The organism is Candidatus Pantoea formicae (genome assembly GCF_011752625.1).
In the GTDB taxonomy this organism is placed as follows: Bacteria; Pseudomonadota; Gammaproteobacteria; order Enterobacterales; family Enterobacteriaceae; genus Pantoea; species Pantoea formicae.
Window position 1 is genome coordinate 293,175 of sequence record NZ_VWXD01000006.1, and the last position, 23,484, is coordinate 316,658.

31 protein-coding genes and 1 rRNA gene are annotated in these 23,484 nt (G+C 48.9%); 7 read left to right on the forward strand and 25 right to left on the reverse strand.

Annotated elements, in window-relative coordinates:
• Positions 1-160 precede the first annotated feature (160 nt).
• Together dusB and fis are read left to right on the forward strand one after the other, a co-directional pair.
• Complete coding sequence (gene dusB, locus F3J38_RS18795) at positions 161-1,126, forward strand: tRNA dihydrouridine synthase DusB (protein ID WP_167140874.1); 966 nt, start codon at positions 161-163, stop codon at positions 1,124-1,126.
• A gap of 24 nt (positions 1,127-1,150) precedes the next feature.
• On the forward strand, positions 1,151-1,447 hold the full coding sequence (gene fis / locus F3J38_RS18800; RefSeq protein ID WP_003855228.1) for a DNA-binding transcriptional regulator Fis: 297 nt from the start codon (positions 1,151-1,153) through the stop codon (positions 1,445-1,447).
• A 134-nt stretch (positions 1,448-1,581) separates the two neighbouring features.
• Here fis and F3J38_RS18805 read toward each other — a convergent pair whose 3' ends face one another.
• A complete protein-coding gene (locus F3J38_RS18805) occupies positions 1,582-1,809 on the reverse strand; it encodes an excisionase (protein ID WP_167140876.1) in 228 nt (75 codons plus the stop codon).
• 58 nt (positions 1,810-1,867) lie between these two features.
• On the opposite strand from F3J38_RS18805, the gene F3J38_RS18810 reads away from it, so the two are divergent.
• On the forward strand, positions 1,868-2,221 hold the full coding sequence (locus tag F3J38_RS18810) for a hypothetical protein (protein ID WP_167140878.1): 354 nt from the start codon (positions 1,868-1,870) through the stop codon (positions 2,219-2,221).
• Positions 2,222-2,261: 40 nt separating this feature from the next.
• On the opposite strand, the gene F3J38_RS18815 is transcribed toward F3J38_RS18810, so the two are convergent.
• The 23 genes from F3J38_RS18815 to F3J38_RS18925 form a co-directional block, all read right to left on the reverse strand.
• Positions 2,262-2,459, reverse strand: a complete 198-nt coding sequence (locus F3J38_RS18815) for a hypothetical protein (protein ID WP_167140880.1) — start codon at positions 2,457-2,459, stop codon at positions 2,262-2,264.
• A gap of 7 nt (positions 2,460-2,466) precedes the next feature.
• A complete protein-coding gene (locus F3J38_RS18820) occupies positions 2,467-2,817 on the reverse strand; it encodes a hypothetical protein (protein WP_167140882.1) in 351 nt (116 codons plus the stop codon).
• Positions 2,814-3,437: a tail assembly protein gene (locus F3J38_RS18825; protein ID WP_240156030.1), complete on the reverse strand. Its 624-nt coding sequence runs from the start codon at positions 3,435-3,437 to the stop codon at positions 2,814-2,816. Before F3J38_RS18825 ends, F3J38_RS18820 begins: the two co-directional genes overlap by 4 nt.
• 12 nt (positions 3,438-3,449) lie before the next feature.
• The gene (locus F3J38_RS18830) at positions 3,450-5,111 is read right to left on the reverse strand and encodes a terminase large subunit (RefSeq protein ID WP_167140947.1); all 1,662 of its coding nucleotides are present in this window, start codon (positions 5,109-5,111) and stop codon (positions 3,450-3,452) included.
• The gene (locus tag F3J38_RS18835) at positions 5,095-5,451 is read right to left on the reverse strand and encodes a phage terminase small subunit P27 family (protein WP_167140884.1); all 357 of its coding nucleotides are present in this window, start codon (positions 5,449-5,451) and stop codon (positions 5,095-5,097) included. Before F3J38_RS18835 ends, F3J38_RS18830 begins: the two co-directional genes overlap by 17 nt.
• 129 nt (positions 5,452-5,580) lie before the next feature.
• Positions 5,581-5,733, reverse strand: coding sequence for a hypothetical protein (locus F3J38_RS18840; RefSeq protein ID WP_167140886.1), 153 nt, complete (start codon positions 5,731-5,733; stop codon positions 5,581-5,583).
• Positions 5,726-6,169 carry an HNH endonuclease signature motif containing protein gene (locus F3J38_RS18845; protein WP_167140888.1) on the reverse strand — a complete coding sequence of 148 codons (444 nt, stop codon included), beginning with the start codon at positions 6,167-6,169 and terminating at the stop codon, positions 5,726-5,728. The genes F3J38_RS18840 and F3J38_RS18845 overlap by 8 nt, the downstream gene beginning before the upstream one ends.
• Entirely contained in the window at positions 6,169-6,471 is a 303-nt protein-coding gene (locus F3J38_RS18850) for a head-tail connector protein (protein ID WP_167140891.1), read from the reverse strand. Before F3J38_RS18850 ends, F3J38_RS18845 begins: the two co-directional genes overlap by 1 nt.
• Positions 6,464-7,702, reverse strand: coding sequence for a phage portal protein (locus F3J38_RS18855; protein ID WP_167140893.1), 1,239 nt, complete (start codon positions 7,700-7,702; stop codon positions 6,464-6,466). The genes F3J38_RS18850 and F3J38_RS18855 overlap by 8 nt, the downstream gene beginning before the upstream one ends.
• Before the next feature lies 1 nt (position 7,703).
• The gene (locus F3J38_RS18860) at positions 7,704-8,264 is read right to left on the reverse strand and encodes an HK97 family phage prohead protease (protein WP_167140895.1); all 561 of its coding nucleotides are present in this window, start codon (positions 8,262-8,264) and stop codon (positions 7,704-7,706) included.
• Between the two features lie 51 nt (positions 8,265-8,315).
• On the reverse strand, positions 8,316-9,482 hold the full coding sequence (locus F3J38_RS18865) for a phage major capsid protein (protein ID WP_167140897.1): 1,167 nt from the start codon (positions 9,480-9,482) through the stop codon (positions 8,316-8,318).
• Positions 9,483-9,721: 239 nt separating this feature from the next.
• Positions 9,722-10,333, reverse strand: a complete 612-nt coding sequence (locus F3J38_RS18870) for a hypothetical protein (protein ID WP_167140899.1) — start codon at positions 10,331-10,333, stop codon at positions 9,722-9,724.
• The gene (locus F3J38_RS18875) at positions 10,326-10,832 is read right to left on the reverse strand and encodes a Panacea domain-containing protein (RefSeq protein WP_167140901.1); all 507 of its coding nucleotides are present in this window, start codon (positions 10,830-10,832) and stop codon (positions 10,326-10,328) included. The genes F3J38_RS18870 and F3J38_RS18875 overlap by 8 nt, the downstream gene beginning before the upstream one ends.
• A 243-nt stretch (positions 10,833-11,075) precedes the next feature.
• Positions 11,076-11,354, reverse strand: a complete 279-nt coding sequence (locus F3J38_RS18880) for a hypothetical protein (RefSeq protein ID WP_167140903.1) — start codon at positions 11,352-11,354, stop codon at positions 11,076-11,078.
• 350 nt (positions 11,355-11,704) lie between these two features.
• Positions 11,705-13,435 (reverse strand): DUF927 domain-containing protein, encoded by a 1,731-nt coding sequence (locus tag F3J38_RS18885; protein WP_167140948.1) that lies wholly within the window; start codon positions 13,433-13,435, stop codon positions 11,705-11,707.
• A 331-nt stretch (positions 13,436-13,766) separates the two neighbouring features.
• On the reverse strand, positions 13,767-14,081 hold the full coding sequence (locus tag F3J38_RS18890; RefSeq protein ID WP_167140905.1) for a hypothetical protein: 315 nt from the start codon (positions 14,079-14,081) through the stop codon (positions 13,767-13,769).
• Entirely contained in the window at positions 14,074-14,292 is a 219-nt protein-coding gene (locus tag F3J38_RS18895; RefSeq protein ID WP_167140907.1) for a hypothetical protein, read from the reverse strand. Before F3J38_RS18895 ends, F3J38_RS18890 begins: the two co-directional genes overlap by 8 nt.
• A 7-nt stretch (positions 14,293-14,299) precedes the next feature.
• Positions 14,300-14,482, reverse strand: coding sequence for a hypothetical protein (locus F3J38_RS18900; RefSeq protein ID WP_167140909.1), 183 nt, complete (start codon positions 14,480-14,482; stop codon positions 14,300-14,302).
• Positions 14,475-15,371, reverse strand: a complete 897-nt coding sequence (locus F3J38_RS28485; RefSeq protein WP_444505526.1) for a host cell division inhibitor Icd-like protein — start codon at positions 15,369-15,371, stop codon at positions 14,475-14,477. Before F3J38_RS28485 ends, F3J38_RS18900 begins: the two co-directional genes overlap by 8 nt.
• Positions 15,355-16,062 carry a phage antirepressor KilAC domain-containing protein gene (locus tag F3J38_RS18910; protein ID WP_167140911.1) on the reverse strand — a complete coding sequence of 236 codons (708 nt, stop codon included), beginning with the start codon at positions 16,060-16,062 and terminating at the stop codon, positions 15,355-15,357. Before F3J38_RS18910 ends, F3J38_RS28485 begins: the two co-directional genes overlap by 17 nt.
• A gap of 7 nt (positions 16,063-16,069) precedes the next feature.
• The gene (locus tag F3J38_RS18915) at positions 16,070-16,291 is read right to left on the reverse strand and encodes a helix-turn-helix transcriptional regulator (protein WP_167140912.1); all 222 of its coding nucleotides are present in this window, start codon (positions 16,289-16,291) and stop codon (positions 16,070-16,072) included.
• Positions 16,292-16,380: 89 nt separating this feature from the next.
• Positions 16,381-17,088 (reverse strand): hypothetical protein, encoded by a 708-nt coding sequence (locus F3J38_RS18920; protein WP_167140915.1) that lies wholly within the window; start codon positions 17,086-17,088, stop codon positions 16,381-16,383.
• Positions 17,085-18,308, reverse strand: coding sequence for a tyrosine-type recombinase/integrase (locus F3J38_RS18925; RefSeq protein ID WP_167140917.1), 1,224 nt, complete (start codon positions 18,306-18,308; stop codon positions 17,085-17,087). The genes F3J38_RS18920 and F3J38_RS18925 overlap by 4 nt, the downstream gene beginning before the upstream one ends.
• Positions 18,309-19,047: 739 nt before the next feature.
• Here F3J38_RS18925 and F3J38_RS18930 point away from each other — a divergent pair.
• From F3J38_RS18930 to F3J38_RS18945, 4 genes are all read left to right on the forward strand, one after another.
• Positions 19,048-20,073 carry an amino acid ABC transporter substrate-binding protein gene (locus F3J38_RS18930; protein WP_167140919.1) on the forward strand — a complete coding sequence of 342 codons (1,026 nt, stop codon included), beginning with the start codon at positions 19,048-19,050 and terminating at the stop codon, positions 20,071-20,073.
• Between the two features lie 66 nt (positions 20,074-20,139).
• Positions 20,140-21,318, forward strand: a complete 1,179-nt coding sequence (locus F3J38_RS18935; RefSeq protein ID WP_167140921.1) for an amino acid ABC transporter permease — start codon at positions 20,140-20,142, stop codon at positions 21,316-21,318.
• Positions 21,319-21,333: 15 nt separating this feature from the next.
• Positions 21,334-22,434, forward strand: a complete 1,101-nt coding sequence (locus F3J38_RS18940) for an amino acid ABC transporter permease (RefSeq protein WP_167140923.1) — start codon at positions 21,334-21,336, stop codon at positions 22,432-22,434.
• An 8-nt stretch (positions 22,435-22,442) separates the two neighbouring features.
• A complete protein-coding gene (locus tag F3J38_RS18945; protein WP_167140925.1) occupies positions 22,443-23,204 on the forward strand; it encodes an amino acid ABC transporter ATP-binding protein in 762 nt (253 codons plus the stop codon).
• Positions 23,205-23,365: 161 nt separating this feature from the next.
• Here the strand turns inward: F3J38_RS18945 and rrf are convergent.
• A 5S ribosomal RNA gene (rrf, locus tag F3J38_RS18950) occupies positions 23,366-23,481 on the reverse strand.
• Between the last annotated feature and the right edge of the window lie 3 nt (positions 23,482-23,484).

Sequence of the window (23,484 nt, forward strand, 5' to 3'; positions counted from 1 at the left end):
TTCAATTGACTGAATTATATAGACTATTATCGAGTAGCTAGTTGTTGAAGGTGATTTCCTTGATCTTTGGCGGCGAATTGTTCAAAGTTTGGCCTTTCATCTTCAGTAAAAAATGCGTAATATACGCCGCCTTGCGAACAGTTAGGGTCACTTCTTTTTCATGCGCATTGGACACCATCAGCTACGTAATCGACTCATTGCTGCACCTATGGCTGGCGTTACCGATAAGCCATTCCGCACACTGTGTTTCGAGAACGGCGCGGGTATGACTGTCTCCGAGATGCTGTCATCAAACCCAGAAGTTTGGGCCAGTGACAAATCCCGTTTGCGTATGGTGCATAGTGACGAGCCCGGCATTCGCGCCGTGCAAATCGCCGGTTGCGATCCTGATGAGATGGCTGCTGCCGCGCGCATTAATGTGGCGTCTGGCGCGCAGGTTATCGATATCAACATGGGCTGCCCCGCTAAGAAAGTGAATCGTAAGATGGCTGGCTCAGCACTGTTACAGCACCCGCTACTGGTGGAATCCATCCTCCGTGCGGTCGTTAATGCAGTGGATGTGCCCGTTACGCTGAAAATTCGCACCGGCTGGGACAAAGAAAATCGTAATTGTGTAGAGATTGCCCAATTGGCTGAACGCTGTGGCATTCAGGCTCTCACCATTCATGGCCGCACGCGCGCCTGTTTGTTTGAAGGGCAAGCTGAATACGACAGCATTCGGACAGTTAAGCAGAGCGTTTCCATTCCGATTATCGCGAATGGTGACATTACTGACCCGCATAAAGCCAGAGCGGTGCTCGACTATACCGGAGCCGATGCTCTGATGGTTGGTCGCGCTGCTCAGGGAAGACCGTGGATCTTCCGGGAAATCCAGCATTATCTGGACACAGGGGAGCTGCTGGCACCGAAGCCGCTGGCTGAAGTGAAGCAAATGCTGATTGGGCACATACGGGAGCTGCACGACTTTTATGGTCAGCGCAAGGGATACCGTATTGCTCGTAAACACGTTTCCTGGTATTTGCAGGAAAGTGCTCCTGATGACCAGTTTCGGCGCACATTCAACGCCATTGAGGATGCCAGCGAACAGCTGGAGGCGTTGGAGGCATACTTCGAAAATCTTGCGTAAACGAAATAAAGAGCTGAAAGAACTATGTTCGAACAACGCGTAAATTCTGATGTACTGACCGTTTCTACCGTTAACTCACAGGATCAGGTGACGCAAAAGCCACTTCGTGATTCGGTGAAACAGGCACTGAAGAACTATTTTGCTCAACTAAATGGTCAGGACGTTAGTGATCTGTATGAGCTGGTATTGGCTGAAGTCGAGCAGCCTCTGTTGGACATGGTGATGCAGTACACCCGTGGCAACCAGACCCGTGCAGCCCTGATGATGGGTATCAACCGTGGTACCCTGCGTAAGAAGCTGAAAAAATACGGCATGAACTAATAGGCTCTTTTAAGCTATTGATAAAAAAGGCGCTAGTGAGAAATCACTGCGCCTTTTTTGTTAAACAGACTACACCATAGACTGCACATTACGCTGAACATATACGAACTCACCCGAACTAATGTTGAGGCCAGTCAGTCCAAAGCAGCCCAGTTTGGCTCATATTCTTTTACTTTTTTCGCCTGCCGCGCCCACTCAGCTACCACAACAAGGTCAATCCACTTTTCTTTTACTCCAGCAATTTTCAGCACCTGATTACCCTCTTGCCAAATGCCATTTCTCAACCTTTTTTCAACAACATCTTTACCTTCTCCAGTTTCTCTGCAATACATCGATATAGGCACACACTCAAGGTTGATCATTTTATGCTCTCAATCTAATCTGTGGGACGTTAAAAAAGTTAATTGAAAGGGAATAATAATGCATGCACTTTATCTCACATCCTTGATTATTCAACTCAACAAAGCTGTTGATACAGGAAATTATAACAAAATTTCCATAGACCAAATCCATGCAGCAATTGAACAAAAAAGACTATTAAGATTTATCAAAGAATCGTGCGGTGAAGATATTGATTTAAGTATTCAGCTTAGTAGCTCTTCGAATTTTGAAGAAGAGTATGAAGAAAGAATTAATAGAATTTTCACAGCTCATGCTGGTGATGAGTCGCGAAAATGGGGAGTGAGAAAATCAGGTCTTTGCTTAGCCTTGGCATGGACCAATGAAATTATACAAATTCATTTTTCTAAATCTGATGACCAAATTTTAGAATAGCCTATAAAATTAGGGGTATTATTTAATACCCCAAAAAATCCTATTTTCCTCTTGGAGTTTTAGGTTTAATCCAATTAAATGACACCGTAGCCGAACGCGCATAATTCTCACGCCTGCGCTGCGCCGCCATGCTGCCCGATACCGTATTGCGGATGATCAGGCGATCAGCACCGTCCAGCTCATGCCCGTCTCGCTTCATGGCTACTGCCAGCGCTTCAGCAATCTCTTTCTGGTGCATACATACCTCAGTTAATTGTTGCTGGAGCCTGCATAACATTAAGTTGTCGGGCTGCAATATGCTCTTTCATGTGATCGCACCACGCGGCAAATATAATTTCAGAAACCTTTATGTCCTGACTGAGAAAACATTTCAGCATGTAGTCAGACAGGCTTTTCTCTAAATCCCAATCAACGATAAATTGGCGAAAAAGTGGGTAAACCCTGTCCGGATTCTGGTTCTCTTGCAATTCGACCAAGGTTTCGAATGGAGGAACAATATATGTCACCTCCACTTCGACCAGATCGCCCTGAGACGGTATGTTTACCGTTTTGGAAAACAACGTACCTTCAGGCCATGCTCTTGGGTCGTTAATCACATCTGATCCTCTACGTAGATACCAGCGGAGATGATTGCACCACCGATGCGTCGTTGACCGTAGCAGAGCGGGACTGGATAGCCTTGAGACGCTGTGTTGGTCGGGCTACCGAAGGCATAGGAAGCTTGGTTATCGGCGCTCTGCTTGCTAGCAAGTCCTGTTGGTTGAGGTGAAAGCATCTGAACAATTCCGCCAACCATCAGTGCGGCACCAAACTTCGCCACTCCAAACCCGACCGTAGATAGCGTACCGGATGACATAACACCTACAACTACTCCAACAACAACCAATACCGCACCCAAAATCGTTTGCAGAGCACCTGCTCTTTTGCTGCCAACAATGACCGGAGCAATTTTTATCTCTTTGCCAATATGTGGGTATTCGAAATCATCTTTATTCACATTCTTACCCCCAATAAAAACAGAGTAAGTGAGTCCGCGCTTACGACTATTATTTAGAAACTTTTCAAAGCCGGGAATTGTTATGCAAAGTGCGCGAATTGCCTCTCTAGCTGAACTAACCATTCGGCGATGTGTTTTACCGAAGGTTTGCCCAAGAACTCCATATAAACGGATTTCTGTCATTACTTCATTCGGTGCCAGTTGTAATGGACCTTTCATAGTTGATACCTCTCAAATACCGTCGAACGCGCCAAGGCGCTGTTTATGACTATCACTCATGCTGAACTCAAAATCTTCGTGCTCTGCCTGCCAGGTGCCGAACGACATCAGCGCGGCAACTGCCGGGTCTATCTTGTTAGCTGACTTCTTCTTATTGGGCTTGATGTTGGCGTTAGCGTCACTTTCCATCACCACATTACTGATTGCCCAGGCGAGAACCGGATCGCCGTTATGGCGCACCACCTGACGATTAACGAATACCTCAAGCGACTTCGCTACCGGATTAAAGCGGGTATACGTCTGCTGGAACGGCTCCACATCAAGGCCTGCGCCCTGTAACTGAGTTCGAAGATGTGTGGCGTTCCACGTATCGAAGCCCACCAGGCTAATACCGAACATTTCCGCATCACGCAGAATGTCGTCCCGGATGCGGTCATAGTCGATGCAGTCACCGGGCGTTGTGCGAATCCAGCCCGCTTTGGCCCACTGCCGGTATACGCTGCGGTTTTTGTTGGCAACGTTATTTAGCTGCGCTTCAGGCAGGTAGTGCCGCGTCAGCAGGCGCAACTCATTACCTAACGGGAAGGTGTAACAGACGCTGGAGATATCGCTGGTAGATGACAGGTCCAGCCCCGCATAACAGCTCATGCCTTTCAGGTCAGATTCACTGTAATCAGCTTTGCAGGCATCCCATGAGCCTGCACCCATCCACGGCGTGGCACCCTGACACCAGATGTTGAAACGCTTAGTGAGCATCTCTACCCACTGCGAAGGAATACCCCGAGCCTTTGCAATAATGTCGCCTAACGCGGCACCGTCTACTGACACATTCAGGTTGGGATTGGCCTTTATCCACATGGCCGGATCGTCAATCTCCGCTTCGTCGTCCAGCTCGTAAATCAGCGCGAACTGCGATTCGTTGACTTCCTCACCCGCCAGAATCTGGCAGCAGTAGTCATAGTGCTGCTTGCAGGCTGAAATGATATTGCTGCCAGCGGTGGTAATGGCGAACAGCAAGCCTTCGGGGCGTGCGCCCATACCCAGCTCAAGCGCTGAATAAACACCGTTATCCGGGTGAAGGTGGTACTCATCCACCACGGCAAGGCTAGGGTTTGTTCCCTCAATCGTGGCGGCTTTGGCGGCAAGAGGCTTAAGCAGGCTGTTTGATTTGGCGTAAATCATCTTGTGCTGCTGGATGGTCAGGCGCTTGCGCAGCGGTTTTGACAGCAGGCACATCTGACGCGCGTCATCGAAAACGATACGGGCCTGATCGCGGCTCACGGCGGCGGTGTAGATATCCTGCTGCCCTTCCTCCATCACAAGAAACCAGCTGGAGAGCATTGCGGCCACAGTGGATTTGGCATTCTTACGCGGCACCTGAATGTAGGCGCTTTTAAATTTACGGCGCCCGTTTTCAACCACTTTGAAGCCCAGCAGGCATGCAAAGGCAAACTGCTGCCACGGCTCCAGTTCTATTGGCTTGCCGCGCAGCGGCCCTTTGACGTGCGGACACAGCCGGGAGAACGCTATAAAACGTTCAACAGTTGCGGTATCGAACCAGTAACGCGGGTCATTCAGGTCTGAAAAGTAGCGTTCGACGGCCTGTTTTACCCGTTTACATGCGGCAATTTCGCCCGATTTTATGGCGTTCGCGTAGTTATCCCAGGCGGTCAAGCTCATCATCCTCATCATTTTCTACAGGCGTTTTGCGGCGACTGACCGGATCAAACCCGAGCAGCGAAGACATCTTGATCATGATTTTCTCTGCGTCCGCTTTGGCACTCAGCGCCGGGTTACGGCTCTCGCCACCCTGACTGTTGGTGATGCTGAACCCGCGCCGCTCAAGGTCTGCCACCGCACGGCGGTACATCGAGTAGTTCACGCAGTAAAGCTCTAAGCTGTTCCAGTCAGCTGGCGTCAGGTCTCCGCGTTCTGCCAGCTGCTTAGCCTTTGCCTTCCATTGCAGGGCCGCAATCTCATCGAGATAGACTGGCGGTTTCGGAGGTCTGGCCATAAAAAATTTATTTTCCTGCTCGTTTTATTTTCAAAAAAATCACCGTGCGTAAAAATTTGAGGGGGCGGGTGGTGCCTTGGCCTTGGGGTTTTGTCCTGAAATATACCCCCACCCCCTCTGCGCTGGCCTTCAGCGGTTGCGCATGCATTCCCTGAGCTCTAGATCGCGTGGCGTCATGCGTGGCTCAGCGAGGCGCTCACGCGTTCTGCTGCGGGTCTGCATGAAGCTTTCACGGCTGTTCATCAGTGAGCGATACAGGTTGGTCACGTCTTTCTCATTCATGGTTAGCCTCATGCATCCAGTCGTTGCGGTTAGTTGCTCGCTCTTCTTGCTCGCGATACATACCAGCCTTACGGTTAGCTTTGGTCGTGGGGTCCTGCTGTACTGTCTTCTGGTTATGGTGTGTCTGGCACAGCCCCTGATGATTCCAGTCAGGCCAAAACAGGATGTCATCGCCTCCATTAATCGGAATGATGTGATCCACAACTTTTGCAGGCACATACAGGCCCTGTTTGAGGCATTCGACACACAGAGGATTGGCTTTAAGGAATTGCAGGCGGTACTTCTCCCACGCTGCTGAATAACCTCGCTCCCGGCGTCCACCTCTTCGCTCATCCTGCATTCGCTGCGCTACTCGCTTGTGCTCTTCGCACTTGCCAGACTTCACGCGCTTATTGCAGCCAGGCTCTGTGCAACGGCGTAATGGTTGCCACGGCATCAGTACATACCCGGATCACGATAAGCTGACCAGAGCGATGAGATAGCGAACGGTACCTCTTTGGCTTCAACATCGCTGATGGTGGCGCGGTACTCATACAACTGTGAGACATACATCATGCAGCCCACCTTAAGCGCCGCGTTGAACGCCTGCTCAGGCGGCTCGCTGTCAAAGCGTTTGCCGATGTGCTTCTGACAGACCTCAAGAGCGGCGGCAATGTAGGCCTCAAGCAGTGAGTCCTCATAATCGTCATCAATGCGGCAGTGCAACTTCACCTCTTCCAGCGTGATCAAGTCATTCATCTGCTGCCTCTCCTTTGCCGCTGCTGACCTTCACTTCCTGTTTCCATGCCTGGCTAAATTCATCACCACCCTCACGCGGTGGCATACCTTCCAGCAACCGGGCATTGTTAGGGCTCAGGAATCCGTTTTTAATGCCAGTCTGATAGTTCTCGTAGCGCTCTTTTGGTGTGCCTCGTAGCAGGTCAGCTGTATCAAATTCAATCTGATAACGAACGCCGGGAACTGAAGATGAGGCAACTAGCGCCGCTTTAATCTGCTGTTCAAAGTTGGTGAGCCATGGGCGCATGGTCATCGTGGCAAAGGCGCGGCTTGCTTCGCTAAAGTTGCTGTAAGTGCTGTTGCTATAGTCCTGCAGGAAGATGGGCGAGACGTTAAACATGCGGGCAATGTCTTCTATGGAGAACCGGCGAGAATCAAGCCACTCTGCATCCTGATTGCTCATACCTAATTGTTCATACTCCATCCCGCCTTCAAGAATGGGTGTTTTACCCGCGTTTTTAGCGCCTTTGTAGCGATCCAATGCGTCGAGTGCTTTCTTCCCTTTAACATCATCAAACCACTCGTTAGTTTTAACGACAGATGAGGCCATCAACCCGTTTTTCATGACGCTGGAACCATGGCGCTGCTGAGCCAGACCCAGACCCAGTGCTTCACGACAAATAGTGATTGGCGAACGCCCTAGGAATCCGTCATCAGATGCATAGCGAAGATGAAGAATTTCATCCTGTAGATAAACGTTAACCTCACCGCTGTAGGGCTCAGTGATGGTGTAACGGAATTTACGATCACCAATACGCTCTGGAACAACCGAACCCGGCGCATATGGGTAGAGTGATTCAGGCTGACCCTCACGCCCCCATTTAATTACTGCATAGGCGTTTCCGTTCAGCAGGCAGTGGCGCATCATCGTGCGCTTAAACTGGTATGCGGTCTGCACTTCATTGGGGCGCTCGTTAAGCAGGAAATCTACGGCGTGATTACTCAGCCACTCCCTTTCCTCCTGCCCGTTTACGTGGCGAACCTGATAGAGAAAGCACGGCATGGTTGCCACGGCTTCACTGATTACTGAAATGGCATTCATGACCGCCGGCAGAGATTCCGCTGTTCCGGCAGAGACATATTCTCCTGAGCCGGTATTGGGAATCCCTGCCATCGCCATAAACTCATCAATGGTCATGCTGCGCTGTTCGGTGAGTTCAGCTTTGCGGCCAAAAGGCCAGATGTTCCACATATCAGAGCCCCGCTAGTTCAGCCCAGCGGCGGCGGTTGTCAGCCACATGGCGCAACTCGGGATGCTGAGTAAAGAGAGAACGCTGAGCTACCTCAACTGCGCTTTCAGAATAGGCAGGCATACTGGTGACGGTAATTTCGGTCAATTCAGCGACTGACACTGTGCGCAGATAAGGAGCTTTGCGCGTATCCCATCCATCTTTTAATGCTCTGAAACCAAAGCTCATGCCTGACAGATCACCGCGCTCCACCAGCGTCAAAACATCACGGCCAAGCTGCGTATCAGGTGGCGTTAATTCAAAACGAAGCCCGATATTGTCTTCTTCCAGCAGCAACGTGCGTGAAGTCGTTCGGCCTAAAAGGTTAAGCGGGTTGTGCTCGAAAAGGGCGCGCACGTCTGAGCCAGTTGCGAGGCTTTCGCTGAAAGCGTTAGGTGAAAATTGCTCCTGAAACTCACCCCAAATGACCTCTGACAGACTGTTCCAGCGCACGGCATAACCCACCAACTTTTTATCGTTGGCAGTGACTTCAGATGTGCGGATTTCAAATTCTTTTGTTTTCATTGATGTGCTCCACAAAGGCTGAAAAGGGGCCGTAGCCCCTCATTTACTGAATCAGGAGCCTGCGCCTGCCAGTTCCAGCACCTTGATCGCGTTAGAGTCCACCACGCCACCACCAACATATTTGTCAGTGTGAACTTTGTAGAAGCCGGGTTCGGTGATGTTGTCCGGGCGGGTACGCACACCAGTGGTGTGATCGACAATGAAGTAACCGCGCTTAAAGTCACCCACAGCCAGGAACGCTTCGCCAGCTTCAGCATCTGACATTGTTTCAACGTACTGAACCGGACGGCCTAGCAGTGTGTCAGGAGAACCAGCGACCAGACGATCACGCCAGATGTAATCACCGTTGCCGTTCTTCAGCTTCTGCAGGGTTGCAGCAGTACTGGAGTTCATCAGCCAGACGGCATTTTTTCGGTATTTAGACTTCAGCTTGTAGAGCAAATCGATCAAGCCATCAGCAGACACAGCTGCTGTTTCCACTTTTTCCAGCGTGCCAAACGGGCGGGTTTTGTCGCCAGTCGCAGCACGTGGGTAATTCAGGAAGCCTTTAGCTTTTTTCACGCCATCGCCATTCACGAAGTCATCTTCTTCAGTGGCGCTGAATGTGTCGGAGATTTCAGAGGTGAGCCAGCCAAGAATATCCACTTCTGAGAAGTCGAGAATTTCTTGAGTGGTTTTAGGGTAGGCATAGACCGGGTTCAGCTTAATGCTGACTTCTTCCAGCTTAGGCGTGGCGGTTTCGGTGCGTTCTTCACCTTCAGTGCCGCGATTCACCGTTGCGCCACCGACAGATACCAGCTTCAGGTATTCATTGCTCTTGGTAGTGCGCACTGTAGCCACTGAGCGCATCACACTGTCATCCTGCAGCTGGCGCATGATCTCTTTATCCAGCTCAGGAATAACGGTATAGCCGCCAGACTCCGACACCAGAGTAGAAAGAGATCGGGTGTCACCCGTCAGGATATAAGTTCGGAGTTCGTCGTTAGTGATACTTTTGCCGGTTGTGGATGTGCCAGGCAAATGACGTTCTTCTTCCTGAACGGCTTCAAGGCGGCTAATTTCAATTTCAAGCGCATCAGCCTGAACACGTAGCTCATCGAATTTTTTGCCTTCTTCATCGGTCAGACTGCGTTTTTCTCCGTCAGCAGTGGAGATCAATGAGCGCATTTCGTTCTTGAAGGTGGTCTTCTGCTGGCGCAGTTCGAACAGTTTTTTCATGAGTGGTTTCTCGTTGCCATAAGTAGGTTGAGACGTGAAACCGACAAGGAAGGGAGGCCGTTAAACCTTTTTCTGAATCTCTCAGGCTGTACTCGCTACAGCTTGATTTAACGGCCAGTGGCGGCTCACGTCTGAGTGCCACTCATTAAGATATACATTGAAGAGAAGGTGTAAACCACCTTCAATAAGTGGTTTACAGGGGTGAACAACCTTGAACAAATAATTTACAAAGAAACACTTTAATCACTACTAGGTTCATTGCCTTTCTTGTCTTTATTCTTTTCTGTACCTACATCGCTTTTCTTCGCTAGCTTTTCCATTTCCTCTAAATCCACTTTAGTTACTGGGAAAAGATTACGGATAACTATAACGAAAACAGCCACAATGTTGACTGTAACACCACTAATCAAAGCGATAAGCACAGGATCACTAATAGTGAATTTTGAATGCCATTTGAAGTCATTGGCTTCGATCTGTAGATCGCCAAACCCAACGAATAAGATCGTCAAAAATAAAAAGCAAGACCACATAAATACAAATTTATATGCTTTCGATGCATATCTCCTTCGCATTTTGACATCTTGCTTTTGATTTTTAATCTTCCACTTGAGAATTTTTCCGTTTTTTCTTCTTGTTTTTATATTGTCCAATGCTTCGGCATACTCGATGTACTTTTTGAGATATGTTGAAGGGTCTTCATTTTCTTTAAATGTTGTTTCTTCTTCTAAAGTATAATCATTCTCTTTAGTGAAATTCTCATCATTTATTTTGCTTTCAATCTCAGCTTGAGCAAGTAACTTTATTTGCTCAAGCTGTTCATTTAGTTTATTTAGATGGGAGTTTTCAGCCAACGTTTAGCCCCAATTGCTTTCGTGTTGTTTCCCCGATAACGCTATTGGGAATAGTCCAACTGCTAACTTGACCATGATTATGTTTGTCTTTAGTAACTTCCCACGCAGAGCCAGGCTGATGGGTGAGGTTAGACAGAAAGATAGCGCTTTGATTACCGTAAGTATTAATCACGGCATCAATCAATTGAATCCCTTCCTTGTCATTCACAGTGGGGATAACAGGAAATGGCACTCCTTGGCTGTGCTCATAAGCCACTGCTGGCGTAATTATATTGCCAGAACCATAGCCCTTAAAAGCGTTGTATACAGATTGTACAACTGGACCGTAGCGCCAAGCACATACCGGCTCATCGAAGAGAGGTTTACCAGTTAGTGCAAGCTGCCAAGCGTGTGCAAAGTATACCAATTTTTGCAACTTCATTGGAGACAGGTCACTGATACCGTACTGTTTTGCTCTCTCAATGAAGGCATTGGCAACCGCGATTGCAGAATAAGCCATTTTAAGCCCCCTTTGTAGTCAAAGTACACATACCACTTCACGATAAACTGTATGAACATACAGTGTTTTGATGGGTTGTGATTTTAAATCATTGCCAAATGAATGTACATGATAATAACCGATTTGGTAACAGTTACTTAGATTTTGATGGCATAACCACCTTACATACTTAATTTGAATAGTAGATTAATCTACTTAAAGCATGAAAACACAAAAAGGATAGTTTTTTATGTCTTTAAGTGCTCATAAACATTCATTACTGAGTTTTTTTAGCACTTCAATCAGACAATCAATCTGTTCTGCATTCGATGCCATCACCTCACCGGAAAACTGGTGACGAAGGAAACCGTTGTGATCGACATAGAAGAATGCATCACGCTGTGACATGTCACGATAATCACTCAGTGGCATAAGCTGCAAATCAGTCTTACTGCCAGGCATGCCGAAGTGATCCTGATGCTCTGCCATTTTTTTGATGAACACCTGAGAATAAATCTGGTCCTTGGTCAGGTTAGTACTCATAACGCCCTCACTTTTTCGTATATATAAACAAAACGTTGTTGGTTCAGTTGGTTCAGTTAGTTCAATTTGTAAAGATGATTGTTTTAAAAGGATTATTTTTCAGAAAGTGAACCAACAGAGGCCTGTTTTGAACCAACAAATGGTGTTTTGATGTTGGTTCAGTACGACCCGCAATTTTTCTCGGCTTAAATCCTGTTGGTTCAAATAGCCAGTTTGTTGGTTCAAAATCGCTGTTTGTTGGTTCAGTGTTGGTTCAGTTTTTAAATAAAATTATCAGTAAAATCATATGACTAATAACTTACCTATATCAGTGAACCAACTGAACCAACAAAATAGATGCTCACATGTAACTATTCTTCCTGTGCCTCCTGCTGATACTGCATGACATAAACATTAATCTGCCTGCCATCAATTCGCGGTGACTTACGCTGATAGCCTCTGCCACTAGCTGGCGGCGTCAGCATTCCCGATTCAGCTAAAACGCGAGCGAACTGCTTAGCGTTGAATCCCTGAGCCATCTCTTTCTCAAACGTAGCCGGGAAGGTGTAAAACACCATTGGCGAGTCGTCATGCTTCCCTCGCTCTCTGTAGCCAGCCAGGTCGCGAATAGGCATCTCTGATGGGTTATAAGGCAATGGCGCAAATCGGCTCAGGCCATGAGCATTAAGAAACGCCTCGCACTGCTCGATGATCTGCTGGTACTCCTTGTTGCCAGTACCAAACTCTTTCACCCAGGCATTAAAGCAGTGCTGAATGGCGTCACGGCTTTGTAGCTCGGTCCAGCCGGTTATGTCCGCTCCCATTACCAGTGCAGCCTCCAGAATGGCGAACCGCTCACCCACCCTGTGTACCTGCTCACCATAGTCAGCCGGGATTAAAGCGCGCCACCGTTCCTGAGCATCTCGCACGGCCTGTTTAGCCTGCTGCTGGTGGATAGCAAGATATCGAACCCACTCGCGACCTGCTGCGCCGTGATTGGCCTGATAAGCATCTTTCAGCGCATCGGCATGCTGCTTGCCGTTCTGGTAGTCGTGGAATACTGAAGCCTTCTCCATTGGGATATTCAAAAGGCGAACCAGCTGCCCTGCCTTAACCCTTATCCCACCTGCAGAGAGGAACGTCTCGATATCCATTTCACCAGTACTGATCGCCACTGTGCGCCAGCGTTTTAGCTCCCGGTTGCCTCCCTCTTTAGCACCCTGCAGTTTTCCCGCGCCGTTAAAAAGCGTGTATGCCGATGTGGCCACATCTTTAGCGCTGCTGCCCTGTCCAATCTCATCAAGCGGTAACAGGCTGTCATTGTGCGCTTCAGCTTCGTTGGCGATCCCCAATGCAGTGCCGTACCACGTAAGACGCAATGCATCAGGCTCCCCCCATAAGCTGCTGCCGATATTGGCCGTGGTTGTCTTACCGGCACTCGACTGTTCGAACAGGTGAACCCCGAACCCATCAGCGCCCACCAGTCCAATTAGCGGCGCAGAGAGCGCGGCAGCAACCCCCAGCATCATTGACGGGTTACCGCATGCCAGACGTGATACTGATTTCTTCCAGCTGTCAGGCGTTCCCGATACTGCATAGCCAGATGCGGCAGCACTGCGACCATTAAACAGGATTGGCGTCTCAGGTTCTCCGATCACTTCACCGTCCGGCATGATGTAAGCGCCGTGATGCCATCCGGTGGTTTGGCTGATTATCCATTCTTTACCGCCGCCGCTCTGCTGTAGCCAGTCAGCCAGGATAGCCCTGAATGAACTCTTAGTCGTGACGTTAACCCCGCCAGCCTTTAATGCGCGCCAGCCGTCTCGCTCACCAATATCAGCGCTTGGAATGGGTCGGGTAATCTGCTCATTGCCTCGCGGCGAACGCCAGCGCAGCACCAGATAACGCTCTGCTCCATCACTTCCTGAACCAACCACCTCCAGAGGAGAGCAAAGCCACGTCTCATTGTTGATGATTTCACCACTTTCTTTATCAACTTTAGGCACAACCCAATACACACCATCCTTTCGGCTAACAATGCGAGGCTTGAGATCGTCCTGAAGTTTCTCCTTACTGAGTGACTGAATTTCTGCTTTTGTCATGGGGAAAAGGCGGTTGATACGGTCAGAATCACGCAGCAGAGCTTTAGTCGCCCCATCCCCTATAAAACTGCTGACAAGCGCAACGCGATTCTTACGCTGCTTATCTTTGTCGGTCAGTATGAATCCATTTTCACAAAGCCATTCATACGTAACGCCATCACCTGGAGTGATCGCCATCATCTTTCTGGCTAGCGCACCGTAAGGTGCAGTTTTATCTTTGTGCCTCGCTGCAGCTGCACTGGTTTCCTTTCTGTCTGGTGAGTGACCATTCATCCAGCGATAGACACATGAAAATAGCGCGTCCGACATTTCCTCAAGGTTGATAGCAACATCAGTCATGATTTGCCCCCGCCTGAGCATTGCGCACTCTCATCTCATGCTCAACAAGCCCGCTGTTATGTTCCAGCGCCTGGGCAATGCGCGGTAAATTTCTCAGTACAGAACCAACCAGGAACAAATCTCGCTTGGCATCGGTGTCCGGGTAATCTTCGCTTTGGCTCGCTTCAAACGTTAAATTGCCAATCAGCGAAAGGGCCGAGTTAATAGCCATAACTGCGCTATGGCAGTTGTCGCCGTATTCCTGAAGTGATTCTGTCGGAACTTCCGCAAGGGTGTGTTTAATCAGTGCGTGATAGATATCAGCCATTGTTTGCACCCTCCAGCATCGCCTGATCCATGTCCTGGCTGACGCCGCGAACGATGTTATTGATTCCAGCAATAGCGGCGGTAACGTCGTCTCCTTCCATCTCAGTGCTGCCATGCTCAAGAGCAATCAGTAACGCACAGGCTTGATGCAGACCCTGCATTCCGGTGTTGAAACGAGATGAACCGACAGATGTGATGTTTGCTTTAGGCATGTTCCACCTACGGCAAGTGGCTTTCGGCAAGCATAAAGGCGGCAACCTGACCTGACAGCTTTTCTGCCAGTTCAATTAAGTTTTCACGGTCAACGCTGGACACCCCATCACCGCTACCAACCAGCACCACCAGAAGTGAATTAAGTTGCGCTGCAGTGTATGCGTACTGTTTCATCTCTTGTTTATGCATGGCGAACCTCCGCAGGCAGACGGCCAGCGAATACCATTACGCAACCTTGCGGTGATTGCTCTCGGGCTTCGCGTTCTGTGGTGGCGGTGATGTGGATTACGTGGCTATCTGTGGCGCTGAGTGCCATGAATCGCCAAGTGAAGAATTTAGTATTGTATGTAAATTCAGGGTGAGTTTGGGTATGCTGATGTTCAGCCATAATGTAAGCCTCGATTACGTTGTGGTAAGAGGCCCGGTTAGTGTTAGCGCACTGCCGGGCTTCGTCGTTTCTGGTCACTAACTCAAATGAGGTGAACACCACCAATATATTAACAGGTGAACACCACGTCAATGTTTGATTTGAGAATTTTCTCAGGCATACTGAACACCACCAAGAACACGGAGATTCAGTAATGGCAACGGGTAGAAGGAATAATAAATCACTGCAAGTGTCAGTTAGGCTCCCCCTAGAAGATTTGGAATTGATTGAAAAAGTGAAAGAATCAGACGAAAGCATCGCTGGTTTTTTGATTGCCGCTGCCAAAACAGAAATCAAAAGACGACAGAGAAAATCAGCTCGTGATGAAACAAAAAGCTGATAAAAATCAGCGGACTCAAAATTGAGCTGGCGAGATTTTGAGCCAAAAAGCTGAATAAAATCAGTGGGCTCAAAATTCAGCCAGCAAGGCACTGAGAAAAAAATATTAATAAAAACAGCGGGCTCAAAATTGAGCCGGTTGAAACTTAACTGCGCCAAAGACGCGGCGGTCCGAGGGGTGTACTGCATTGCGGCATACCCAGAAGGATTGACCAGTCCGATCACTGTGATATCCTGGAATCTCGAATTCGAAGTGGTAAGTTGACATGAGCGGCTCTGCAAAGCCGCTTTTGTTTTATTCAGCATTTGCATCACCTCCCTTCAGCATCCCAGCCTCTACCAGCTTCTGAACCAACCAAATTTCACCCTTGCCGCTTAATGAAGTGGAGAATGACGCCCGTCGCTCTCCGTTGGCTTCGTAGTGGCTATGGCGAACGGCAAAGTAACCCCGGTCGATGTATCTCTGTAGAGGCAGGTTGTGTCGCTGTCCACCAGCGATGAGAATGCCGTTATCCCGCATCCATTCGAATAGCTTCAGCGGACCAAGGCCAACCGTTTTGGCGAAGTTGGGAATTGATATGCCTTTGGTGATTTCAGCAATGCGATCGGCGAACTCTACCTTGGGCGATGCGGCTTCAATCTGGGCTTGTTGGTGTATGGTCTGCTCAGCCAGGTCAGCAGCTAAGCGCAGCGCCTCTGGCAAAGATGGCAATGACTGTCCTGCGCTCTCTAACTCACGTATGCGCTTAATCACTTTCATGCGGAGCGATGCGCTATAACCAGTGATCAAGCATTCCGTGTGTTCACGGTCCAGGTGATATTCATTCTGTTGGCGGTTCATGCTGTCAAAATAGATGTGAGCAAATTTGCTCGTATCTTCCTGAAGCTGAGAAAGCATGACCTCAATGTCGCGTTTAACATCCGGGTGGCGCTTGCCAATGAGGTTGGCAATCTCACGACTGGTCATTTTTAAAGGGCCGGTGCCCTGAATGGTTAAATTCATGGTCACCTCACGCCGCGTTAGAAGAAGAAACTTTCGGGCTGTTCTGCTGCCACTCGCTGATTTCTGAAAGTAGCCAGCCAACGCGGTTGCCACCAATCTTGCGGCGAGAAGGAAATTTCCCTTCTTTTTCGAGCATGAAGCGCGTTGTTCTGGATAATCCTGTCAGATGTTTGCACTCATCTTCACGAACTATGCGGTCATTAAACTGATTAATTTGAGCTTTGTTCATATTTAAATCCACCTGTTCAAATGTGTTCAGGTGGATTTAATGACGTTTTGCTTTTGAGTAAGGTGATATCACATACACAGAAGGTGATATCACTTTCTTCCCAAGTATCTCCTCCACGTTTGGATATGCATCTGGGGCATTTCAACCCCTCGCGAAGCCGCAATGCTTTCAACAAGAGCCACAACCTTTTCAGCTGGCGTTTCATCAACATCAACATCATTAAACTCAGGTATTAACTTAATTAACTGAGGTATAATTTCAGCCTTTTTAGCAATGGTTTTATTTGACTCAGTCGCCTCCCTGCGAGACATTGAAGAAATATCTTTTTCTAATATACATATTTTCCGCTTTTCTATAGTAACTTCACCACGCAGAAAATTAATATCCAAAGGATAGTCACCGCCCCCTAAATCTCTTTCTGATGATAATTGCTGAACAAATATTTCGTCATCACCAAATTCTAATGGGGAAAGATACAAACCATCTACATAGAATAACCCATCTATAGTTCCAGCATAGTAACCAGATGATATTATTGCATCGTAATTGTTAATTTTTTTAATATCATAAACGGACCATTGTTCTCCAGTAATCGAGGAAAAACAATCTATACGCCTCACAAGTTCTTCAGTCATGTTAAGGTGCATAAGCTTGCCGTCATCCAACTTGAAATTGTTCATAAAAACATAGGCATCTAGTTCACCTATTGCAATTAAGTGCAATACGTCACTTTCTTGGCATTGCATTCTTTTTGCTGCTTCAGTAATTGGATAGTATTTTCTGGCAGGCAGGTTCATTTAATTACCTTCATTAAAACAATATTATCGTGACTTGCTGAAATTAATATTAGCCTATCCATCCATTTATTCAGTGCGTCTAGTTTCTCAGGTAGGTACTGACTGCGGTTGTATACCGCCATGACGCCGCCCAGCGTATGCCCCAACAACTGCTCCACAACGTGCGGCGCGATGCCCATATTGTTTAACGTGGTGGCAAACGTACGGCGAATATCATGAAGCGTCCAGGCATTCTCATGCCCGAGCCTTTTATAAAGCATCCTGCCCCACTGACTGACGGCTTCAGGCTTTTTCATTTCACCGAGCAACAGCCCGGATGGCTTGTTTTCTTGAAGCAACTGCGCCACGAAATCCCGAATATCTACCGGGATTGGCCTGACAATACGCTCGCCGCCTTTACTGTGCTCACGTGGCACCGTCCAGACCCAATCTTTCAAATCCCATTCACCGATGGTGGATAGCCTTAATTCCTGCGTCCTGCATCCAAACACGATCAGCAGGCGCAACAGTGCGGAGTAATACGGCTGGAATTTAAGGCCAAATGTCTCACGCCATACATCAGCCAGCTCCTGCGCGCTGTGCTCTCTGTCGCGCTTGTCTTGTTTACGGCCAACATCATCAATCGTCAGATCGTTAAGAGCGTTGCTTTCTGCATAGCGGTGCACCCTGCAGAACTTCAAAGCTTGTTTGCACATCTGCAGAAGGTAACCGGCTGCTACTGGAGCGTTAGCACGAACGCGGCTGAAGCATTCCAGCCAGTGCCGGGTTTCACACATGGAGAGCGGGTACTCCCCAATATATGGGTAGATATGTCGCCTGAGTTGCTCTTTATGTTTAGCAACGTTGGATCGCCTGTGAGCTGCGTATTCCGCTATCCAGTATTCAAGCGCCTCTTTGACTGTGACCGGCTTGAGTGATTCCTGCTTACTGATGCCTAACTGGTGCTTAGGGTTCTGACCTTCAGCGAGCCATCTGCGGCACTGCTCGCGCATCTCCCTGGCTGCTTTCAAGGATAATGAAGGGTAATTGCCCAACTTCAGACGCTGCGGTGTTGTCTCGCGGCCACCTATGCGATACGTGAAAAACCAGGTCATCAGACCTGATTTTGATACCTTTACTGTCAGGCCTTCACCATCTGCATAAAAGTTATCTGACGGGCTCTCTCTGCCGATCATCTTCCTTAGTGACGTGTCTGAAAGCTTGTTTGTTCCACCAGCCATTCTAAGCCCACAACATTAGTTCATTTGCGAAATAGACTACACTATAGACTGCACACCTGTCTGTTTCTCCGCGAACATTTATGAACTCACCTGAACGATTAATCCCTTAAAACCATTAATATCAATTGCTTGTTATAGCACCATGGAACTACGCCGAACCTATCAGAACATGAGGTCGGAAAATACGGCATGAACTAATTGTTCATTGCTGCGCTAACGCCAACCTTCGGGTTGGCGTTTTTGTTTGTCGCTTGCCAATAGTTTCGCTACGTTAACAACGTATGAAACAATTGTCGCGGATATGGTAACGATAGTTGCAATTGCATCCGTGATCTTTAGCTTCTTTCAAATCCCTCTTATTGTCCCAAAATGGCTTGATGCTGTGCGCCATAACGCCCGCTGTGCCCTGCTCTCTGTGATCTTGCACTGTTTCAGTCGCAAGTCTTCAAACCTGTACATTTTGTCCTAAGTGGTAGCTCACACTACTTCCATATAGTGAAACTTTTTGCACTATTTGTGATCGTGGCGTCTCGTCATGCTGCCTTTTGGTGCGCGATAGTAGCGACTGATTTCAGGTTCCTTCCGATTATTAAAAGATCTTTCCCGTGAATTCAGGATTCTGCAAACCTGGCATTACCTTTGCAGAGTTGTGGATGGCACACCGCCACAGACAGAAAAAAGTGCACATAAAAGTGCGCGTAAACATAACAACACACGATCACGTCACACAGGATGCTTTATGAAAAAGATGATGCTTTCCACCCTGGTCGCTGCAGCCTCACTGTTAGCCGTAGCTCAACAAGCGCACGCGGGCGCCACGCTGGATGCCATTAAAAAGAAAGGTTTCGTACAATGCGGTATCAGTGATGGCTTACCTGGTTTCTCCTACGCTGATGCCAGCGGCAAATTCACCGGTATTGACGTTGATGTTTGTCGTGCAGCCGCCGCCGCGGTGTTCGGGGACGCCAGCAAGGTGAAGTACACCCCACTGACAGCCAAAGAGCGTTTCACAGCACTGCAGTCGGGCGAAGTAGATATTCTCTCACGCAACACCACCTGGACCTCCTCACGTGATGGCGGAATGGGCTTCCTGTTTGCAGGCGTGAACTATTATGACGGTATCGGCTTCCTGACCCACAAGAAAGCCGGACTGAAAAGTGCGAAAGAGTTGGACGGTGCCACCGTTTGTATTCAGGCCGGTACCGACACTGAGCTGAACGTGGCTGACTATTTCAAAGCCAATAAGATGCAATACACGCCAGTGACCTTTGACCGTTCTGATGAATCTGCTAAAGCGCTCGACAGCGGTCGCTGCGATACCCTCTCTTCTGACCAATCTCAGCTGTATGCACTGCGTGTCAAACTGGGCAAGCCAGATGACTTCATCGTGCTGCCAGAAGTGATCTCTAAAGAGCCTCTGGGTCCCGTTGTTCGCCGTGGTGATGACGATTGGTTCACCATTGTTAAGTGGTCGCTCTTTGCGATGCTGAACGCGGAAGAAATGGGCATCAGTTCGAAGAACGTTGACCAGATGGCAGCAAAACCGACGACGCCTGATATGGCTCACCTGCTGGGTGCAGAAGGCGACTTCGGTAAAGATCTGAAGCTGGATAACAAGTGGGCTTACAACATCATCAAGCAGGTCGGTAACTATCAGGAAGTGTTTGATCGTAACGTTGGTAAAGACAGTGCATTGAAAATCGCGCGCGGTCAGAACGCACTCTGGAACCAGGGCGGTATTCAGTACGCTCCACCAGTACGCTAATTCTGGTTTGCCAGTCGGGCACCGCACCCTGTGGTGCCCACGCGTTTTATTCAGTGAGGTTTCAACATGTCACAACGCCCAACCGTAAAGAGGGATTTTTCTTTTGGTAATCCTACGGTTCGCGCCTGGCTTTACCAGATCGTCGCGATTGTGGCCGTGTTCGCTGTGGTGGGGTATCTGATCCACAACACAGTGATCAACCTGGCCAATCGCGGCATAACATCCGGCTTCGGATTTCTTGAACGCAATGCCGGCTTCGGTATCGTTCAGCATCTGATCGATTACACCGAAGGCGATACCTACGCACGTGTGTTTATGGTGGGGTTAACCAACACTTTATTGGTTTCCGCACTTTGCATCGTGTTTGCCTCTATTCTTGGCTTCGCCATCGGCCTTGCGCGTCTTTCTGATAACTGGCTGCTGCGTAAACTCTCCACCATTTATATTGAGACGTTTCGTAATATCCCTCCGCTGCTGCAGATCTTCTTCTGGTACTTTGCGGTATTGCGCAACCTGCCAGGACCACGTCAGGCGCTTAATGCGTTTGATCTGGCGTTTGTCAGTAACCGCGGTTTGTATATTCCGTGGCCGGAGTATGCGCCTGGCACCTGGCCTTTCCTGATTGCACTTGTGTTAGCTGTGCTTGCGAGTTGGGCACTGTTTCGTTTTAACCGTAAGCACCAACTGAAAACCGGACAGCTGCGCAGTACGTGGCCTGCCGCGGCCGGGTTGATTGTGCTGCTGCCGCTGATCGCACACACGATTTTTGGTGCAGCAACGCATTGGGATGTGCCTGAGCTACGCGGATTCAACTTCCGTGGCGGCTTTGTCATGATCCCTGAGCTGGCGGCCTTAACGGTAGCGCTGTCTGTCTATACCTCATCGTTTATCGCGGAAGTCATACGTTCCGGCATTCAGTCGGTGCCGCACGGTCAGAATGAAGCTGCCCGCTCATTAGGTCTGCCAAATCCTGTCACGATGCGTCAGGTCATCATTCCGCAGGCAATGCGCGTGATCATCCCGCCGCTGACCAGTCAGTATCTCAATATTGTGAAGAACTCTTCGCTTGCGGCCGCGATTGGTTATCCCGATATGGTATCGCTTTTTGCCGGAACCGTACTGAACCAAACTGGACAAGCGATTGAAACCATTGCGATTACCATGGCGGTCTATCTGATTATCAGTCTGATTATTTCGCTGCTGATGAACCTTTATAACCGCAAAATCGCGCTGGTTGAGCGTTAAGAGAACGGGACCATTATGTCTGTTACCACACATGAAACACCGCCCGTCCCCAGCAATCCGTTTGGAAAAGCTTGGCTTTGGGCACGGAAAAATCTGTTCTCCAGCTGGCTGAATACCTTGCTCACACTGTTCAGTTTTTGGATTATCTGGAGTGTGATTCCACCGGCACTGGATTGGCTGATCTTCCAGGCAAACTGGATTGGCGAAACCCGCGCAGACTGCACCAAAGCAGGCGCATGCTGGGTATTTATCCATGCACGTTTTGGCCAGTTTATGTATGGGCTTTATCCACACGAACTGCGCTGGCGCATTAATCTGGCATTGGTGGTTGGCTTACTGTCGATCATTCCCATGTTCATTAAATCCATGCCACGCCGTGGCCGTTACATCGCCTGCTGGGCAGTGATCTACCCGATCGTTGTCTGGCTGCTGATGTATGGCGGCTATCTGGGGCTCGATCGTGTGGAAACCCGCCAGTGGGGTGGCCTGACGCTCACGCTGATTATTGCCTCTGTGGGTATCGCCGGTGCCTTGCCGCTTGGCATTCTGTTGGCGCTAGCACGACGCTCCAAAATGCCCGTAGTGAGAACCTTGTCGGTAATTTTTATTGAGTTCTGGCGCGGTGTACCACTGATTACCGTTCTGTTTATGTCTTCAGTGATGCTGCCGCTGTTTATGGCGGAAGGCACGACCATCGACAAATTGGTACGTGCTTTGGTTGGCGTCATTTTGTTCCAGTCAGCTTATGTCGCGGAAGTGGTTCGTGGCGGCTTACAGGCATTGCCAAAAGGCCAGACTGAAGCGGCGGAATCTTTAGCTCTGGGCTACTGGAAAACGCAGGTGCTGGTGATTTTGCCACAAGCACTTAAGTTGACCATCCCAGGGCTGGTAAACACCATCATTGCACTGTTCAAAGATACCAGCCTGGTGATCATCATCGGCTTATTTGACCTCTTCAGTAGTGTGCAGCAAGCCACCGTTGACCCCACCTGGTTGGGCATGTCGACCGAAGGTTACGTGTTTGCTGCCATGGTCTACTGGATTTTCTGTTTCAGCATGTCGCGCTATAGCCAGTATCTGGAGAAGCGTTTTCACACCGGGCGTAATGCGCACTGAGGTTTAACATGACAAAAATTATGAATAATGCGGCTGACGCGATGATGATTTCGCTAGAGAACGTGAATAAATGGTACGGTCAGTTTCATGTGCTAAAAGATATCAATCTGCAGGTAAAACCACGCGAACGTATTGTACTTTGCGGGCCTTCGGGTTCGGGAAAATCGACCACCATTCGCTGCATCAATCATCTGGAAGAGCATCAGCAAGGCCGGATCGTGGTCGACGGTATCCATTTAAATGAAGATATTCGCAATATCGAGCGTGTTCGAACTGAAGTGGGAATGGTGTTTCAGCACTTCAATTTGTTCCCGCACCTGACTGTGCTGCAAAACTGTACCCTGGCGCCTATTTGGGTGCGTAAGATGCCGAAGAAGGAAGCGGAAGAGTTAGCGATGCATTACCTGCAACGCGTGCGCATCGCGGAGCATGCACATAAGTTTCCAGGCCAGCTCTCAGGTGGGCAGCAACAGCGTGTAGCGATCGCACGTTCGCTGTGTATGAAACCGAAAATCATGCTGTTCGATGAACCCACCTCAGCACTCGATCCAGAAATGGTGAAAGAGGTACTCGATACGATGATTGGCCTGGCAGAAGATGGTATGACGATGTTGTGCGTCACGCATGAGATGGGCTTTGCGCGCACGGTGGCAGATCGTGTGATCTTTATGGATCGTGGTGAAATCGTTGAAGAAGCACCACCACTGGAATTCTTCGCTAATCCGAAATCAGAACGTACTCGCGCATTCCTGTCCCAGGTTATTCATTAGAAATTAATTGGTTAGAAAGCAGCCGCTGTTCGCAGGAATAGCGGCTTTTTTTACTGCCGCGAGGCAGAAATTGGCTGGGCAAACCGTCTTTTTAGGGCGGCTTTCCGGAATTTTGCATACAAAAAAGCCCTGAACTTTCGTTCAGGGCTTCAGTGTTTGATGCCTGGCAGTTCCCTACTCTCGCATGGGGAGACCCCACACTACCATCGGCGCTACGGCGTTTCACTTCTGAGTTCGGCATGGGGTCAGGTGGGACCACCGCGCTAAAGCCGCCAGGCAA

What these genes read in the sequence shown, in the direction of transcription:
- dusB (WP_167140874.1), top strand. Translation starts at nt 161, where the DNA reads ATGCGCATTGGACACCATCAGCTACGTAATCGACTCATTGCTGCACCT.
- fis (WP_003855228.1), top strand. Translation starts at nt 1,151, where the DNA reads ATGTTCGAACAACGCGTAAATTCTGATGTACTGACCGTTTCTACCGTT.
- F3J38_RS18805 (WP_167140876.1), bottom strand. Translation starts at nt 1,809, where the DNA reads ATGATCAACCTTGAGTGTGTGCCTATATCGATGTATTGCAGAGAAACT.
- F3J38_RS18810 (WP_167140878.1), top strand. Translation starts at nt 1,868, where the DNA reads ATGCATGCACTTTATCTCACATCCTTGATTATTCAACTCAACAAAGCT.
- F3J38_RS18815 (WP_167140880.1), bottom strand. Translation starts at nt 2,459, where the DNA reads ATGCACCAGAAAGAGATTGCTGAAGCGCTGGCAGTAGCCATGAAGCGA.
- F3J38_RS18825 (WP_240156030.1), bottom strand. Translation starts at nt 3,437, where the DNA reads ATGAAAGGTCCATTACAACTGGCACCGAATGAAGTAATGACAGAAATC.
- F3J38_RS18835 (WP_167140884.1), bottom strand. Translation starts at nt 5,451, where the DNA reads ATGGCCAGACCTCCGAAACCGCCAGTCTATCTCGATGAGATTGCGGCC.
- F3J38_RS18840 (WP_167140886.1), bottom strand. Translation starts at nt 5,733, where the DNA reads ATGAATGAGAAAGACGTGACCAACCTGTATCGCTCACTGATGAACAGC.
- F3J38_RS18845 (WP_167140888.1), bottom strand. Translation starts at nt 6,169, where the DNA reads ATGCCGTGGCAACCATTACGCCGTTGCACAGAGCCTGGCTGCAATAAG.
- F3J38_RS18850 (WP_167140891.1), bottom strand. Translation starts at nt 6,471, where the DNA reads ATGAATGACTTGATCACGCTGGAAGAGGTGAAGTTGCACTGCCGCATT.
- F3J38_RS18855 (WP_167140893.1), bottom strand. Translation starts at nt 7,702, where the DNA reads ATGTGGAACATCTGGCCTTTTGGCCGCAAAGCTGAACTCACCGAACAG.
- F3J38_RS18860 (WP_167140895.1), bottom strand. Translation starts at nt 8,264, where the DNA reads ATGAAAACAAAAGAATTTGAAATCCGCACATCTGAAGTCACTGCCAAC.
- F3J38_RS18865 (WP_167140897.1), bottom strand. Translation starts at nt 9,482, where the DNA reads ATGAAAAAACTGTTCGAACTGCGCCAGCAGAAGACCACCTTCAAGAAC.
- F3J38_RS18875 (WP_167140901.1), bottom strand. Translation starts at nt 10,832, where the DNA reads ATGGCTTATTCTGCAATCGCGGTTGCCAATGCCTTCATTGAGAGAGCA.
- F3J38_RS18880 (WP_167140903.1), bottom strand. Translation starts at nt 11,354, where the DNA reads ATGAGTACTAACCTGACCAAGGACCAGATTTATTCTCAGGTGTTCATC.
- F3J38_RS18885 (WP_167140948.1), bottom strand. Translation starts at nt 13,435, where the DNA reads ATGACAAAAGCAGAAATTCAGTCACTCAGTAAGGAGAAACTTCAGGAC.
- F3J38_RS18890 (WP_167140905.1), bottom strand. Translation starts at nt 14,081, where the DNA reads ATGGCTGATATCTATCACGCACTGATTAAACACACCCTTGCGGAAGTT.
- F3J38_RS18895 (WP_167140907.1), bottom strand. Translation starts at nt 14,292, where the DNA reads ATGCCTAAAGCAAACATCACATCTGTCGGTTCATCTCGTTTCAACACC.
- F3J38_RS18900 (WP_167140909.1), bottom strand. Translation starts at nt 14,482, where the DNA reads ATGCATAAACAAGAGATGAAACAGTACGCATACACTGCAGCGCAACTT.
- F3J38_RS28485 (WP_444505526.1), bottom strand. Translation starts at nt 15,371, where the DNA reads ATGCAAATGCTGAATAAAACAAAAGCGGCTTTGCAGAGCCGCTCATGT.
- F3J38_RS18910 (WP_167140911.1), bottom strand. Translation starts at nt 16,062, where the DNA reads ATGAATTTAACCATTCAGGGCACCGGCCCTTTAAAAATGACCAGTCGT.
- F3J38_RS18915 (WP_167140912.1), bottom strand. Translation starts at nt 16,291, where the DNA reads ATGAACAAAGCTCAAATTAATCAGTTTAATGACCGCATAGTTCGTGAA.
- F3J38_RS18920 (WP_167140915.1), bottom strand. Translation starts at nt 17,088, where the DNA reads ATGAACCTGCCTGCCAGAAAATACTATCCAATTACTGAAGCAGCAAAA.
- F3J38_RS18925 (WP_167140917.1), bottom strand. Translation starts at nt 18,308, where the DNA reads ATGGCTGGTGGAACAAACAAGCTTTCAGACACGTCACTAAGGAAGATG.
- F3J38_RS18930 (WP_167140919.1), top strand. Translation starts at nt 19,048, where the DNA reads ATGAAAAAGATGATGCTTTCCACCCTGGTCGCTGCAGCCTCACTGTTA.
- F3J38_RS18935 (WP_167140921.1), top strand. Translation starts at nt 20,140, where the DNA reads ATGTCACAACGCCCAACCGTAAAGAGGGATTTTTCTTTTGGTAATCCT.
- F3J38_RS18940 (WP_167140923.1), top strand. Translation starts at nt 21,334, where the DNA reads ATGTCTGTTACCACACATGAAACACCGCCCGTCCCCAGCAATCCGTTT.
- F3J38_RS18945 (WP_167140925.1), top strand. Translation starts at nt 22,443, where the DNA reads ATGACAAAAATTATGAATAATGCGGCTGACGCGATGATGATTTCGCTA.